The organism is Colwellia sp. MB3u-41, from assembly GCF_014076845.1.
Lineage (GTDB): Bacteria > Pseudomonadota > Gammaproteobacteria > Enterobacterales > Alteromonadaceae > Colwellia_A.
In genome coordinates this window covers 12,955-28,388 of record NZ_JACGUT010000082.1, presented here as the reverse complement: position 1 = coordinate 28,388, position 15,434 = coordinate 12,955, and the positions used below count along the sequence as shown (strand labels likewise).

The window sequence follows — 15,434 nt, the reverse complement described above, 5'->3', positions numbered from 1 at the left end:
TTTAGTCAGAATTTAGATTATTTAGCATTATATTATAAACACATTTTGTAAATAGCTAAGTTTAATCAATAAATGCGGTTTTGAAAAAACCTAATAAATTAAGGTTGAATTCTTCAGGGCGAATACAACAATCTATTTGATCTTTGTATTTAGACTCACTTAAGTTTATTTCTTGAATAGGGATCGCTTGTTTCATCCGTATATTATAAAAAACGCGTACATAAGGGTGTAATGGTTTTTGCTTATTTAGACGACTGATTAACCCTAATTTACCACTGTTAAGTTTTACTAACGTCCCTACGGGATAAACCCCCATACATTGAATGAAATTTTCAACTAATTCCTCATCGTAGTATTCTGGGGCTTCTGCAATGAGTGTTTTAAAGGCATTAATGGGATGGATACTTTTTTTATAAGGTCGTTCAGAAGTCATAGCGTCGTAACTGTCGATAATAGCAATCATTCTACCGTATTTTGATATTTCATCTCCCTTAAGTTTATTCGGATAACCTGAACCATCTAAGCGCTCATGATGCTCTCGTATCATGTTAATGGCCATATAAGAAATACTGGGGCTGCTCTCTAGAATTTTTAAGCCAAGTGCAACATGGCTGCGAATAATATTCTGTTCTTTGTCGGTTAAAGGATTACGTTTATTTAAAATATCGTTAGGTAATAATACTTTACCTATATCGTGTAAAAAGGCGCCAAGGGCGAGTTCTTGGATCAAGCGTTTATCAAAGCCCAAATGCTTAGCAAATACCGACATCAAAATTGAAACATTTAGCGAGTGTTCAATGAGGTAAGAGTCTTTCGTTTGAAGACGAGACATACAAGAGAGTGCGTCTTGGTTACGAAAAATAGAATCAACCATTGCATTGGTGCTTTCTTCAACCTCTGATACTTTGATTGTCTTTTTTTGTTTTATTTGCGAAAGAATTTTTTCTTGCAGTAATTTTGCATTTTTATAAAGGTTACTCGCTTTTTTCATTTCACTGTCGAGCGAACGCTCAACTTTTTCAGATGATTTCGTTTTTGTAGAAATAGGACCTTTAGTTTTTATTTCGGCAAAAACTTTTTCAACATTAACTGTTTGTTTTTGTTTTTCGGGAACAATAACGAGATGGGTAATGTTTGCTTTACGTAATTGCGTAATACTCTCAGCACAGGAAATATAACCTTCAGATTTTATATTAAGATTTTTGTTATCAGATAACGATTTTACATACATGCCGGGGTTGAGTTGATCGATAGAAATGGTTTGAGTCGTTTCACTCGTTGTTGATTTTAACATATTGGTTGTTGGTTAGTTGAAGAGCTATAGTTGATAATAGCTTATTAATAGTGAACATTTTAGGTAAGTTTTAGTAAATATTATAATTGGATAGAGTAGAAAAGAAAACTTCATCAATAAATTTTTGTTAATTATTGACGAAGCTTTAGGATTATTGAGCTTTGATTACTGCCATGCAGGCATTTTTGCTTCGAAAGCTTCTATCTTCTCTAGCTTATTTAATGTCCAACCAACACTGTCTATGCCTTGCTCCAAGCAATATTGATGAAATTTATCTAAACTAAAAGTGAAACGTAGTTCACCACAGTGAATTTTGTTATTGACTAAATCTACCGTTAATTCGATGTTTTCTTTCGCTGTTTTATTAAACAAAGTTTCAATTTCTTCATCGCTGAGTTTTATGGGTAGTAAGCCAATATTGATACAGTTACCATAAAAAATATCGGCAAAACTCGGTGATATAATAACTTTGAAACCATACTCTTCTAATGCCCATGGCGCATGCTCTCGACTTGAGCCACAGCCAAAGTTTTCACGGGTAAGTAAAATACTAGCACCTTGGTATTTTGGCTTGTTCAAAATGAATTCAGGGTTTTTTTCGTGACCTGACACATCTAAATAACGCCAGTCGTGAAATAAGTGTGGAGCAAAGCCTATCCGCTCTGTTTTTTGTAAAAACTGTTTTGGAATGATCTGATCGGTATCTACGTTTGCTGCATCTAACGGAACAACTAAGCCAGTATGTGATGTAAATTTTTCCATTATGATATTCCTTGTGAATTCAAGTCAACAAAATGACCGGTAATTGCAGATGCAGCGGCAAGCTCAGGGCTAACTAAGTGTGTTCGACTGCCACGGCCTTGTCTCCCTTCAAAATTACGGTTGCTGGTTGAGGCACAGCGATCGCCTGCTTCAAGAACGTCATCGTTCATACCTAAGCACATAGAGCAACCAGGTAGACGCCATTCAAAACCTGCGTTACTAAATACTTTGTCTAAGCCTTCAGCTTCTGCTTGTTCTTTTACGCGATAAGAGCCCGGAACAACGATAGCGTCAACATTAACCGATACTGATTTTCCTTGTGCTTGGTATGTTGCAACAACGCTTGCTGCGGCACGTAAATCTTCAATACGAGAATTAGTGCATGAACCTATAAAGACTTTATTAATGGTAATATCGGTAATTTTAGTCCCCGCAGTTAAGCCCATATACTTTAATGCGGCGGCGCAAGAGTCTTTTTCTACTTGTTCGGTAAAGTCATCGGGCGATGGCACTACGCTGTCAACCGAGGTGACTTGTCCCGGTGTGGTTCCCCAGGTTATTTGCGCTTTAATATCTTCGGCTTTTAGCGTTAATACTGTGTCAAACTTAGCGCCTTTATCGGTTTTAAAGTTTTTCCAGTCACTTAGCGCTTCAAGCCATACGTCACCTTTTGGCGCATATTCTTTACCTTCTAAATAGTCGAAGGTGGTTTTATCGGGAGCGATTAAGCCCGCTTTCGCGCCAAATTCAATGCTCATGTTACAAACGGTCATGCGCTCTTCCATGCTCAGCGCTTCGATAGCACTACCGCAATATTCAACAACATAACCGGTAGCGCCAGCACTGCCAGTCTTGCCAATAATAGCTAAAATGATATCTTTCGCACTAATGCCTGAGCCTACTTGGCCATTAACTTCAATTCTCATAGTTTTAGCTTTAGTTTGACGTAAGGTTTGCGTCGCAAAAACATGTTCAACTTCTGAAGTACCAATGCCAAAGGCTAATGCACCAAATGCGCCATGTGTTGCGGTATGTGAATCACCACAAACGATTGTTGTGCCCGGTAAGGTTAAGCCAAGCTCAGGCCCTATTACATGCACAATACCTTGGTTCTTATGACCCATGCCAAATAACTCAATACCGAACTCTTTACAGTTTTTCTCTAAGGTTCTTAATTGGTTTGCTGCGCCTTCACCCGCGGCATCAATTTCTATAGAACGGGTAGAAATGTTGTGGTCCATGGTGGCAATTGTGCGCTCAGGATGTCGAACAGGGCGGTTATGAAACTTTAAATTAGCAAATGCTTGTGGTGAAGTAACCTCATGAATCAAATGGCGGTCAACATAAAGTAACGGTGTTTCACCGGCTTTTTCTTCAACAACATGCTGTTGCCATAATTTTTCATATAATGTGGTGGCTGAATTTTCAACACTCATCAGTTATGCCTCTGTTATTTTTTGATTAGCACTATCTTGTGCACTACTTTGTCGCGCAATAATTTGTTGGCAAATATAATCACCCATTTCAGCGGTATTCTTAGCCTGGTGTCTTTGCTCTGTGGGCAGTAAATCAGCGGTTAGCATGCCATTGTCTAATGCGCTTGCTACGGCATCTTCAATCGCCTGTGCTGCTGCACTTTCATTTAAGCTATAACGTAGCATGAGTGCTGCTGATAAAATTTGCGCAATAGGGTTAGCAATACCTTTTCCGGCAATGTCAGGCGCACTGCCACCTGCGGGTTCATACATACCAAAACCGTCGCTATTTAAGCTAGCAGAAGGTAATAAGCCCATAGAACCGGTGATCATTGCGCAAATATCAGAAAGAATATCACCAAATAAGTTAGGGCATAATAAAACATCAAATTGATTTGGGTCACGGACCAGTTGCATGGCAGCGTTATCCACATATAAATGCTCTAAAGTTACGTCTGGGTATTCAACGGCAATTTCTTCAACCACTTGGCGCCATAACTGACTGGTGGCTAAAACATTAGCCTTATCAACAGAGGTTACCTTAGCGTTACGTTTTTGTGCGGCTTGAAACGCCAAATGAGCAATGCGTTTAATTTCACGGCGTGAGTAGAACATCGAGTCAAAGCCAGTTTCTTCTTCCCCTTCACCGCGGCGGCCTTTCGGTTCACCGAAGTAAATATCGCCTGTTAACTCGCGAATAACCAGTATATCAAAGCCTTGTTCTGAAATATCACTGCGCAATGTTGATAGCGAAGACAAAGCGGGTTGTAAGGTCGCGGGTCGCATATTACAGAACAAATCAAAACGGCTACGTAAGCCTAATAATGCACAGCGTTCAGGTTGCTGCGAAGGGGGTAAGTTTGCCCATTTTGGACCACCAACAGAGCCAAATAAAATCGCATCAGCTTGTTCACAACCTTTCATGGTAATATCAGGAAGGGCATTGCCGTGAATATCAATGGCAGCACCACCAACATCATAATCTTGTGTTAATATTTCAATACCAAATGCTTTTGCAACGGTAGTTAACACTTTTTTAGCTTCAACCATGACCTCTGGTCCGATGCCATCTCCGGCTAATATTGCTATGTTCGACATGTCTTTTATACCTTTAGTCAATCTTATTATTGGTGTATTTATAACGAAGCTTGTACTTCATTTTTTAGTTCGCTTTTCATTTCATTGATAGTGATCGCACGATGAATATTATTGAGTGCGTGGATCAAGGCTTTTGCTGAGGCGTCAATAACATCGGTGGCTAAACCATAGCCGTGAAACTTTCGGCCTTGCCAAGCAACCACTAAGTCAGCTTTACCTAAACCGTCTTCACCTTCACCTTTGTTTGATATTTTGTAATCAGCGACCTCAAAGTCAATATCAACGGCTTTTTTAATGGCACGATATAGAGAGTCAACGGGGCCATTACCGGTTTCAGAAACAATATGGCTCTCTTTACCTGCGACTAACTTAATACTTGACGTTGAAAACTCTCCACCGCCACATTGCACGTTTAATGTTTCTAAATGATAGAATTCTTGTTCTTCACCCTGTTGTTGAATATTAAAGTGCAACGCTTCTAAGTCATCATCAAAGACTTGACCTTTTTTATCGGCTAACGCTAAAAAATCACTGTATAACTCTTCTAAATCAAACTCCGTCTCGGTATAACCTAAACTTGCCATGCGGTGCTTAATAACGTGGCGACCACTGCGAGATGTTAAGTTTAATTTTGTTTTACTGATGCCGACACTTTCTGGGGTCATAATTTCATAGGTATTGCTGGCTTTTAACATGCCATCTTGGTGTATACCTGACGAGTGACTAAAAGCGTTACCGCCAACAATCGCTTTGTTTAACTGCACGGGCATATTACATAACTGGCTGACTAACTTTGAGGTGCGAGCAATTTCTTGATGGTTGATATTAGTGTGTACATTTAAGAAGTCTTGGCGGGTTTTCATTATCATCGCGACTTCTTCTAATGAACAGTTGCCGGCGCGTTCACCGATACCGTTTATAGTACATTCGATTTGCCTTGCCCCGGCTTGTACTGCAGACATTGAGTTAGCAACCGCCAAACCTAAATCGTTATGGCAATGCACCGAAATTACCGCTTGGTCAATATTTGGCACACGATTAAATAATTGGGTAATAATACCGCCAAATTCATTGGGTAGGGTATAGCCCACCGTATCAGGAATATTGATGGTTGTTGCACCGGCTTTTATCGCGTTTTCAACCATACGGCATAAATTGTCGATAGGGGTGCGGCCAGCATCCTCACAAGAAAACTCGACATCGTCAGTGAATTTTCGGGCAAATTTAATGGCATGTATCGCCATTGCTTCAACATCGGCAAAATCTTTTTTTAATTTTTGTTGAACATGAACATCTGATGTAGAAATAAATGTATGAATACGAAATTGGTCTGCTACCTTTAATGCATCTGCACAAGCTTGAATATCTCCTTCAACAGCTCGAGCTAGGGCACAGACACGGGAGTTTTTAATTGTTCGAGCAATCTGTTGAACAGATTTAAAGTCGCCCGGAGAAGAAACGGGAAAGCCAACTTCCATAATATCAACACCTAACCGTTCTATGGCTAGTGCAATTTGCAACTTTTCATGTACTGAAAGGCTTGCATTTAATGCCTGCTCTCCATCACGTAAAGTGGTATCAAAAATAATTACGTTGCTGTCCATGTTTTATTCCTTAATATTTGTTTGTACTGAAAATTCGCTTCTTACCTCAAATACAGGCATAAAAAAACCCGCGGTAATGTGCGCGGGTTTTAATGTTTATCTTTAATTTACAACAATAAAAAACCTATCCGCGCACCGTTAATGCGAGGAGGAGGTTAATGCGAATAGCATTTGTGATGTTAAAAATTATTGTCATTATATTAATCTTATTTGGTTGGTTTAGCTCGAAAGAGCAAACAGTCATCTATTAATAGCGTATTTACTCAAATATTGTCAATTAATTATTAATATTTAAAAAGAATAATGGTGAACATAATTAATATAAGGTGGTTAAGGGAGCCTATCTGAATAGAGTTAAATCATCGACCATTCTTTTGATTTTATAAGGTGCTTTGTCACTAATTATGTGTTGTTTGAACTTAGCCATTCACTGTATGCATTGATTTTATCTTATCCGATATATCGTAGTAAGAGAAAACCTAGTTTTTTTTACTATTACTTGTGGTAACTCTTTGACATTTTTACTCATCTAGCGTCGATATCAATGATGGCAAGGCGTGCTATATCTAATTTCTTTTTATGCAAAGGTTAACCCTAGCAATCGCATCTGTTTAGGTATATCTAATTTAAATTTTCAATACCTCTTCGTTTTGATCTCAATAAAGTAAACACTCGTGTCAAAATGAGGATGTAGGTATGTTTTTGTTTTTTAATAGTTCAAGGTGAAATTAAGTTACTGAATCAGAAAGTTTCAAAAGTAGTGCTTAAAGTCGAGCATTAAGGTGTTCTGAACAGGATTTCTGTAAAGTTTGCAGTTGTAATAAACTTTGGATTATTACCTATTAACCTTCTATTTACAGGCCGGTAACATTCTGGTAATTTATGCGTGAATTTGAATGTCTATAAGATGTAGGCATATATTAACAAGGAATAATGGAATATGTTAAAAAAAGTAATACAAATGGTTGTAATATTCAGCTGTTTATCATTGTCAAACATTGTATCCGCAGCAGAAACTTTTACGCTAACAAATGCTCAAAAAGGTATGTGTTTAGATGCAAAAGGTTATTCTGCCCAAAAAAGAACCAGTGTACAGTTATATCACTGTGATGGTTACGACGATCAAAGATGGTACTTTGCTAATGAATTTGGCCAGCCGGTATCTTTATCACAAGCAAGACTAGGTTATTACAATATAAGAAATGTAAAGTCAAATTTGTGTCTAGATGCAAAAGGCCATACAGGTAGTAAAGATGATAGTGTCATAATCTATACCTGTGAACCACCTAGCTATCGTAGTGAAGATCAAACTTGGAAATTGGAAGCTTGGCCTGGAAATGCAGGAAATGTTCTTAACGGTGCAAAGAATAGGTGTTTAGATGTTGGAGGTACATCAGCGGGAGCAGGTGCAAATGTACAATTATGGACATGTGAAGGCTACGAAGATCAATTTTGGACTGTGACAGATATAGAATATAACTAATTTAAAGAATTTTATACTTTAAGTAAACCCCGCGAATAAGTGGGGTTTACTGTATATAGAAATTTTTAGTTTATTAACCTATTTTTTTAAAAGAATAAAAAAATATCAGCTAATAAATAAAAATTGAGATAGTAAATCTCTATTCACTAGCACCATATTATAACATCGTTTACATAACCAAATTTGAATGTTTGTTAAAATTTAATATCTGCACATGATTTTTCAAAGTTCATGCCTCAACTTTTATCGATAAGTATTTGATAAATCTATTGTCTATGTAAGATATCATATCTTTGTAAATATCTTGTCGCTTAATTAAAAAAATAAAAATTATTTTAGTAATACCATAATTAATATAAGGCGTTTACAATTTCCAGTAATTTAGCTTTTTTCGCTGTTTTAAATTTCTTATAATATTTAGTGGTAATGGTTTTTGTGATTGCTTACCGTTTGACTGTATATCTTCAACAGCCTCTAATATGCGTAATGATGACTTACCATCACAATAAGGGTGTAACTCTGCTGCATATTTATTTATAGCCGTTAAAAGTACTTTAGGAGGAGATAATGCAATTTGCAGTGCCTTTGGCAATTCTTCTGCTTCAGTAATGTTAATTAAATAGTTGCCGGGTTGACTATTATTTAACGATATTACGGGTTTGCCTAATAGAGCAAACTCACCAATAACAGATGAAGTGTCTGATACCATGATATCAGCAGACTGCAGTAAGCTATTTATATTTGCAGACTCTATTATTTTTAAGTTGTCTGATGTAAATTGTGAATAAAGCGTAATCCATTTTTTATCCATTTTAGGATGAAACTTTACAAGCCAATTATATTTGTTCTCATTCACTAAAGCCGTGATCTGCTCAAACAAATAAGGTGCAGACGTTAAAGAAGGTGAAAAAGTAGGAGCAAAAAGGATCGTTGGCTTTTTGTCGTTGAAATATTGTTCTTTAGGGGTATTGAATAAATTATCTAATTTAGGCCAACCCGTTTCCTTTACATCAAAAAACTGGTGTTTTTTTGCTAACTCCTGAAATCGAACTGTTGTAGCTATACCATGAGTGCAATAAAGATCAAAACAATCTCTAATAACGAAATGGCCTTTTTTCTTCCATTCTAAACCATGGAATACTTGTACTTTAATTCCTGGAATAAACCTTGGTATCACATTTCCTGGAATAAAAGAGGCAACAGGGTCAAATTTTATAACATCATCAACAGTGTTAAGGACAACTTCTTCGGCATGAAAGTTATTTAATTCAACCTCGTCACCAGCTACAAACCAAGCGACTATACTCCCTTGCTTTATAATTTCTTGCTGCAAAGGCCGCAAGATTTCAAAGGAGTAATTTTGTGAAATATAGAATAAGTACTTATTTTTTTTCATAGACATAAACTAATAATCTAGCTGGGATTTAAGATAAATTCACCTTTACGCACAAACAAAATATCACCTGATGTGTATTTTTCATTCATTATATCAATCACATGCTTTGAAAGATCTTCGCATGCTAAAACATTGTCGTTTGGTAAATCAAATTTATCTCTGAATTTTGTCATTATTGCTCCCGGGCACAAACAATATGAATTAAAGCCATCTTTTGCTAAACATTTAGAAAGGGTGACAACACCTGCTTTTGAAGCACAATAAGATGACCAATCAGGGTAAGCATTAAATGCAGCGGTTGATGAAATATTAATGATCACAGTGTCAGAGTTTTTGGTTAATGCTGCTTTAGCGGTGAGATAAGTGCCAATTAAATTGACTTGTATATCATTAATCCAAAGATGAGTATCGCTTTCTAAAATTCTCTTCGGATGGATTGTGCCAGCATTATTTATAACAATGTCAAATGAGTTTTTTTGGAAATAATTATTGATGCTTAATTCGTTACTTATATCCATTTCACTTCTACTTGGCGTAGAAATATTATATTCATTTTTGAATTGCTGATAAAAGCTTTGTGCCCAGTCACCCGCACCACCGGTAATTAAAATAGACTTCATTATACTTTCACATCTGGATTAGGATGTTTATCAGAATTGGTAATTAATTCTTTATATTGTTCAGCTATTTGGACTTTTAAATTTGAGCTACTGACACCTGAGCCGTAAGGGAAGTAAAAAACTTTAACACCAAGTTCTCTAAGGTAGTCATATTTTCCTTTCCAATCATCACCAATAACGAATATATCAATATTAAGATCTTTTACTCTTTCTGTATGCTCTAATGACCGTTGTGGAATAACAACATCAGGGTATTTCAATGCACTGACGATTGCTAAACGTTCATCAAAAGGTATTGCTGGAGGGTTTTTATAGCTGCATACTAATTCATCAGTACTCACACCTACAATTAATGTACCGCCTAAACCTGCTCCATATTCAATCATTTTTAAGTGGTTGCGATGGAATAAATCGAAAGTACCAGATACGTAAACAACAGAACTCATATTATAAACCTACCTTATTAAAATTATTATCTCGCATCATACTACAGATTATATTCAACCATAAAAGAGGCATTAAAGTCTGTTTCATTACTTATATCATCATCAAAAGTAGAATGGCTTATATCTGTAGCTAGCGTCAAACGCCAGTTTTTATAATCATGTTGGATGCTGCTTGATATCATCCACACTTGTTCTGCAATACTGGTTACCGTATTTCCGATAATAGGATTATCAGGAGCTTTGTCCTGATTATCATAATTTAAATCTAAATAACGTATTTTGGCTGTGAGTCTAGTATCTATACCTAGCTGAGAAATAGTACCAAACACGTAAGTTTTTGAATCGTTTTCATAAGTGCTACCAATCGAACGACCATTATAACGCATGCCTGTTGCATAACTAGAGTGTTCATAATAGCAATCTCCAATATTATCTCTTTCTCCACAATCAGCTAAACTGTCAGCCACCTCAATAAAAACGGTACTTGGTTTACCAAAAAGAGCCAGATGGGCGTCAAAGCCGACTTGGGGTTGTGCTTTGGTAAAATATTTTAGTGTACCTTCACTACCGTCTTCGGCAAACTTTTGTCCGTAAAAACTCACAGGAATAGTCAACAACTTGAAACTGTAGCGGAAATCGTAACCGGCTTGTTGATTTGCTGGATTTGGTGTGTTTTCATCACAAACTACACCATCAATACCACAGTTAGATTTGCCAAGAAGAATATCCCCAAAAATTGAAAGGTTGTGAGAGCGGCCATCTCCTCCCCATTGCGCTAATCGAGTAATACCTAGCTCTAAATTTTTAAAAGGTTTTAGGTTTAATCTGAATCCCCACAGTAAAGTATTTTTGACTACGCGGTCGTCATCCATTTTTCCCATAAAACTAGTAACTGTCCATGGAATATCAAATTCAGTAAATGGAATAATAAAGGGTTCTGCTGATTTACGTGAAATAGCGAGTGCAGTAATTGGACGGGCATTATTGGTTAAACTTAAGCTAGTATCCCACGTTGGACCATACCAGCGTTCTTGTCGACCTAATGAAACTACCCAATTACCTACAAATGCCGCAATATAGCTTCCATCTAAACGTTTTTTATCACCATCAATAGGGTGATAAGTATAACTTGGTGCAAACTTAGCTGCGAAATTTTCGAACATAGAGCTTGAGTGAATGCTGATACTATTCTTATCGCTTACATAGTCTCCAAAAGTGGTGAATCGTTTATTTTCGAATCCAACCTTTGCTTTAACACGTGTTTGATTTTTTTTGGCTAGCTTAAATTGGTGCATAATATAATAATAAGCACTTTGTTGACTGGAGTTTAAGTTTTTTGGATTAATGCTTTTAATGTCGCGAATAATATCGTGCCACATTAATGGGTAAGTTGTTACAGGGGTAATAATATGGCCAGTATCAGCTAGTAACTGAATGTTAGCTTTTAAGTAAATGTCAGAAGTGTCTATCCAAGGCTCTGCTAGAGAATATGTGCTTAAAGATATGCCTAGTGCTAATGTTAGCGCAGCAAAAATGGTTTTAGAGAATAACATTTTAGGAAAAATCCATTAAATAGTTTTACAGTTTCATCTTATTTGATAAAGGAAATTGTATAATAACGCAAAAAATCAAATTATACGTGTTTTCATCACTGTTATATATAGGTAAAATGGTGATAATTAACAGGTCTTTATTTTATTAGGTAAGTTGAAGGTTTCATGTCTGCAAAACGTTATTTGTTTTATATTTCTCAAAATTACGCTTACGCTATTTTACGACCTTTGCAAAGTGCTATTTTAGCGAGAGGCGATCAAGTCGCTTGGTTTATAGAGGGAAAAGAAGTTAACGCTGACCTACTAAGCGTTGATGAATATCGATTAACATCCATTGATGAAATAAAAAGCTATAACCCAGTGGCTATTTTTTATCCTGCAAACATAGCTGCTACTTTTTTACCAGGTATTAATGTTGCTATCTTTCATGGTTTTGATGCGGGTAAAGTTGATAAAAAAGGCAATAATGATCATTTTAAAATTAGAAATTGCTTTGATCTTTATTGTACTCAAGGTCCAAGCACCACAGAGGCTTTTTTAGCTTTATCTAAGCAACATAAACATTTTAAAGTCATTGAAACTGGGTGGTGTGCGCTAGACCGTTTATATTTAAAAGATGAAAGTCAGAAAGTAAATAAGCCGACGATTCTTTTATGCTCAACTTTCTCAAAAAAACTTTCTTGTGCTCCTCACTTATTTGACACAGTAAAAAGGCTCAGTCAGACAGGTAAATGGAATTGGCTCGTACAGTTCCATCCTAAAATGCCAATCGAAACTGTTAATCAATATAAATCAATTCAAAATGATCATTTATCTTTTGTTGAAGACGATAATGTGATTCCACTATTACAAAAAGCGGATGTTATGGTTTGTGATACATCGTCGGTGTTAATTATGTTTTTATTATTAGGTAAACCTGTGGTGACCTATAATAATATAGCGCCTGAAAATTATTTGTTAGATATAGACAATGTTGAATTATTAGAGCAAACCATTGAAACAGCATTACAAAAACCGACTCAATTAATGGAGCATATTAAACATTTCATTAAAATGACTCATCCATACAATGACGGTAGCTCTTCAGTTAGAGTCTTAAATGCCGTTGATGAAGTATTATCTGGTACATTACCGTTAGATAAAAAACCAATAGATTTTTTTAGACAATTTAAAATGCGTAAAAAACTAAACTATTGGCAATGGTAATCCCCGCCCTCTAAATCGGTGTCACTACCTTAAGTCATAGATAAAGTGATAAAACGCGGCACTGAATTTTTCGTACAAAAAAGCCACTTTAACATCAGAAAATATAATCGATGATAAAATGGCTTTTTGAGTGGAAAGTGGAGTAGAGCGTTACTTCCAATTATCCATAGAGCCTTTGCGACGAGCGGCAAGTCTTGGCAGAATTAAGCCTAAAAGTAGGCCAATAACTAATACAATAGCACCATTAAAAAACCATTCTTTTTTGATATTAGTATCTTGATCTTTTAATTTTGAACGCGTAACCATCAAGGTTTTATTTAATTGACTTATTTCGTTGTTAAGCTGAGCTTTTTCACTGCTAAGGTTTTCAATGGTATCTTTAGCTTGAGCAAGTTCTTCAGACATGCTGTCTGTATTACTCGTCGTATTTGCGAGTCTTTCGTTAAGCTCGGCAATAACAAAGCGTAAACCTGGCTTTAATGATATGTATTTACTTTCAACCCAGACATTGCGGTTTTTATCATCAACAATTTCTGTGTAATCATTTTCATACTGGCCCGTTACCTTTACTTCTGTACCTGAATTTATACTGCCTAAAATGCGATAATTATTACCAGCGCCTGAATGCATATAAATAAATAAGTCGTCTGAAATATATCCAGAGTCAAGATTAGAGGCGGCGTCTTCTGCAAGAAGTGAGAAAGATAAACTAAGGGCTAAGCCAACCAATAAAGCTTTTATTATTTTCATGAAACTACCATTAACGTTTAGAGAATTATTAATAGCAAAATACTAGGGCTTTGGAGGATTGATAGCAAGTTAAGTTTACGAACATTAAGGTTTTTTTGGTAAAAAAGGTTTTATTATCGATATTTTTGGATCAAAGCAATGTTCGCTACTTGTTTTCATATGTTGCTGTTGTAAACTCTGAATGTTGACATGTCGAAAAACTGATTGGAAGAATATGGTTACCGAAATTGAGCTCAAGTATTTTGTAACGAGTGATAATACCCCAAAAAAGATTACCGAGCTATTTAGCGAGCAACAGCTTTCATTTAAGTGCGTAACAAAGCAATTATCAAATTGTTACTACGATACAGCTAATTTAGATTTTCGCCATCATGATATGGGACTTAGAATTAGAGGCTGTGATGGCCAATTAGAGCAAACCATAAAAACTGCGGGTGTGGTGATTGCAGGCTTGCATCAACGACCCGAGTATAATATTGACATCAGTCATAATTTCCCTGAACTGGCTTTATTCCCTGCCAATATTTGGTCGCCTAATCAAAAAGTAGCACAACTGCAAGAATCGTTGATACCGCTTTTTTCAACAGACTTTACCCGAATTATTTGGTTAGTCACTTTATTATCAGGTTCGGTGATAGAAGTGGCCTTTGATCAAGGTGATATTAGTAGTGATGGCAGAAGTGAAAAAATTTGTGAGCTTGAATTAGAGCTAGTGAATGGCACAACATCAGATCTACTTTTTCTTGCAAAACTTCTATTTTCAGTCGTATCAGTAAGACCCAGTAGCCAAAGCAAGGCAGCGCGGGGGTATCGGTTATGGAAAAATACTAAGCCAAACTATGAAAAGCCCATCACTGATGCTTTGCCCATTGACCGTAGCTTATCTATTTTAAATGCATTTTCTACAGGCATTAATCATTGTTTGACGCATTTACATGACCATATTGAACATTATATAACAGCGCCAAGTTTAGTAGAGTTAGAAAAAGTCACTGAAACCTTAGCGTTAATTCGTCATGGTTTTTGGCTTTTTGCTGACTATCTTCCTGAGGGTTCAGTAAAAATTCGTGATGAGTTAAGTTATTTTGTTCATTTACTTTCGTGGGTTGATAACGCCGTTAATTTACAAGAACTCACGAATAAAACGGGTAACTATCGACGTAAGCTAAATTACAGTGAGCAACTAGTAGAACAATTAAGAATGGAGAAACGCCGTCTTCCTACCAGTGATGATGTCATTGAGCTACTTCATGGTATGCGTTTTAATACGCTGCAAGCTAATTTGCTGGCAATGCTTTTAACTGAGCCATCTGAACTTAATGACGCGTTATTACCTTTTGCAAAGCAAAGCTTAACGAAAAGTATGTCAGTCTTATTTGCCAATAGCATAAACAAAGAGTCACTCTCTAGAGAAGAATACTTGTCGCAAGCAAAGTTATTGAATCGCAGTTTATTAACGGGAACTTGGTTTGGTTTATTGTTCGATGAAGATGAACGTAAGGAATATCGAACGCCTTGGTTGGATATTCAACAAGGGATCAGTGAATTACAAACCTTGTGGATTATTCACCAGCAGCTACAAACGTTAGATGAGAAACCCAAAAAACTCGTCTCATGGCAAGGAAGTAAAGTTGAAGGGTTGTTGATAGCGTTAGACAGCTCCAGAAAAATAGCACTAACGATGAAATCTTATTGGTTAGATGAATCGTAATCGTTTTATTGTAATATCGTAAGTGTTGTATAGATT

Annotated in this window: 13 protein-coding genes; 3 read left to right on the top strand and 10 right to left on the bottom strand. The window is 36.4% G+C overall.

Going from position 1 to position 15,434, the window contains the following annotated elements; genetic code table 11:
• Positions 1–61: 61 nt before the first annotated feature.
• From H4J73_RS13900 to leuA, 5 genes are all read right to left on the bottom strand, one after another.
• Complete coding sequence (locus H4J73_RS13900; RefSeq protein ID WP_182223648.1) at positions 62–1,294, bottom strand: HD-GYP domain-containing protein; 1,233 nt, start codon at positions 1,292–1,294, stop codon at positions 62–64.
• A 165-nt stretch (positions 1,295–1,459) separates the two neighbouring features.
• The gene (gene leuD, locus H4J73_RS13895; protein ID WP_182176924.1) at positions 1,460–2,056 is read right to left on the bottom strand and encodes a 3-isopropylmalate dehydratase small subunit; all 597 of its coding nucleotides are present in this window, start codon (positions 2,054–2,056) and stop codon (positions 1,460–1,462) included.
• Positions 2,056–3,492 carry a 3-isopropylmalate dehydratase large subunit gene (gene leuC / locus H4J73_RS13890; RefSeq protein WP_182176923.1) on the bottom strand — a complete coding sequence of 479 codons (1,437 nt, stop codon included), beginning with the start codon at positions 3,490–3,492 and terminating at the stop codon, positions 2,056–2,058. The genes leuD and leuC overlap by 1 nt, the downstream gene beginning before the upstream one ends.
• A 3-nt stretch (positions 3,493–3,495) precedes the next feature.
• Entirely contained in the window at positions 3,496–4,629 is a 1,134-nt protein-coding gene (leuB, locus tag H4J73_RS13885) for a 3-isopropylmalate dehydrogenase (protein WP_182176922.1), read from the bottom strand.
• 38 nt (positions 4,630–4,667) lie between these two features.
• Positions 4,668–6,233, bottom strand: a complete 1,566-nt coding sequence (gene leuA, locus H4J73_RS13880; RefSeq protein ID WP_182176921.1) for a 2-isopropylmalate synthase — start codon at positions 6,231–6,233, stop codon at positions 4,668–4,670.
• A 961-nt stretch (positions 6,234–7,194) separates the two neighbouring features.
• Here leuA and H4J73_RS13875 point away from each other — a divergent pair.
• Complete coding sequence (locus H4J73_RS13875) at positions 7,195–7,716, top strand: RICIN domain-containing protein (RefSeq protein ID WP_182176920.1); 522 nt, start codon at positions 7,195–7,197, stop codon at positions 7,714–7,716.
• Between the two features lie 364 nt (positions 7,717–8,080).
• Here H4J73_RS13875 and H4J73_RS13870 read toward each other — a convergent pair whose 3' ends face one another.
• Genes H4J73_RS13870 through H4J73_RS13855 form a run of 4 tightly spaced genes read right to left on the bottom strand, consistent with a single transcriptional unit; the run spans position 8,081 to position 11,731 of the window.
• A complete protein-coding gene (locus tag H4J73_RS13870) occupies positions 8,081–9,112 on the bottom strand; it encodes a CDP-glycerol glycerophosphotransferase family protein (protein ID WP_182176919.1) in 1,032 nt (343 codons plus the stop codon).
• A gap of 17 nt (positions 9,113–9,129) precedes the next feature.
• Positions 9,130–9,732, bottom strand: coding sequence for an SDR family oxidoreductase (locus tag H4J73_RS13865; RefSeq protein WP_182176918.1), 603 nt, complete (start codon positions 9,730–9,732; stop codon positions 9,130–9,132).
• Entirely contained in the window at positions 9,732–10,178 is a 447-nt protein-coding gene (locus H4J73_RS13860) for an adenylyltransferase/cytidyltransferase family protein (RefSeq protein ID WP_182176917.1), read from the bottom strand. The genes H4J73_RS13865 and H4J73_RS13860 overlap by 1 nt, the downstream gene beginning before the upstream one ends.
• A 41-nt stretch (positions 10,179–10,219) precedes the next feature.
• Entirely contained in the window at positions 10,220–11,731 is a 1,512-nt protein-coding gene (locus H4J73_RS13855) for a capsule assembly Wzi family protein (protein ID WP_182223649.1), read from the bottom strand.
• A 165-nt stretch (positions 11,732–11,896) separates the two neighbouring features.
• Between H4J73_RS13855 and H4J73_RS13850 the strand changes: the two genes are divergently transcribed.
• Positions 11,897–12,937 (top strand): CDP-glycerol glycerophosphotransferase family protein, encoded by a 1,041-nt coding sequence (locus H4J73_RS13850; protein WP_182176915.1) that lies wholly within the window; start codon positions 11,897–11,899, stop codon positions 12,935–12,937.
• 150 nt (positions 12,938–13,087) lie between these two features.
• Here the strand turns inward: H4J73_RS13850 and H4J73_RS13845 are convergent, their stop codons facing one another.
• Positions 13,088–13,687 (bottom strand): TIGR04211 family SH3 domain-containing protein, encoded by a 600-nt coding sequence (locus tag H4J73_RS13845; protein WP_182176914.1) that lies wholly within the window; start codon positions 13,685–13,687, stop codon positions 13,088–13,090.
• A 214-nt stretch (positions 13,688–13,901) separates the two neighbouring features.
• On the opposite strand from H4J73_RS13845, the gene H4J73_RS13840 reads away from it, so the two are divergent.
• On the top strand, positions 13,902–15,398 hold the full coding sequence (locus H4J73_RS13840; RefSeq protein ID WP_182176913.1) for a CYTH domain-containing protein: 1,497 nt from the start codon (positions 13,902–13,904) through the stop codon (positions 15,396–15,398).
• The last annotated feature ends 36 nt before the right edge of the window (positions 15,399–15,434 follow it).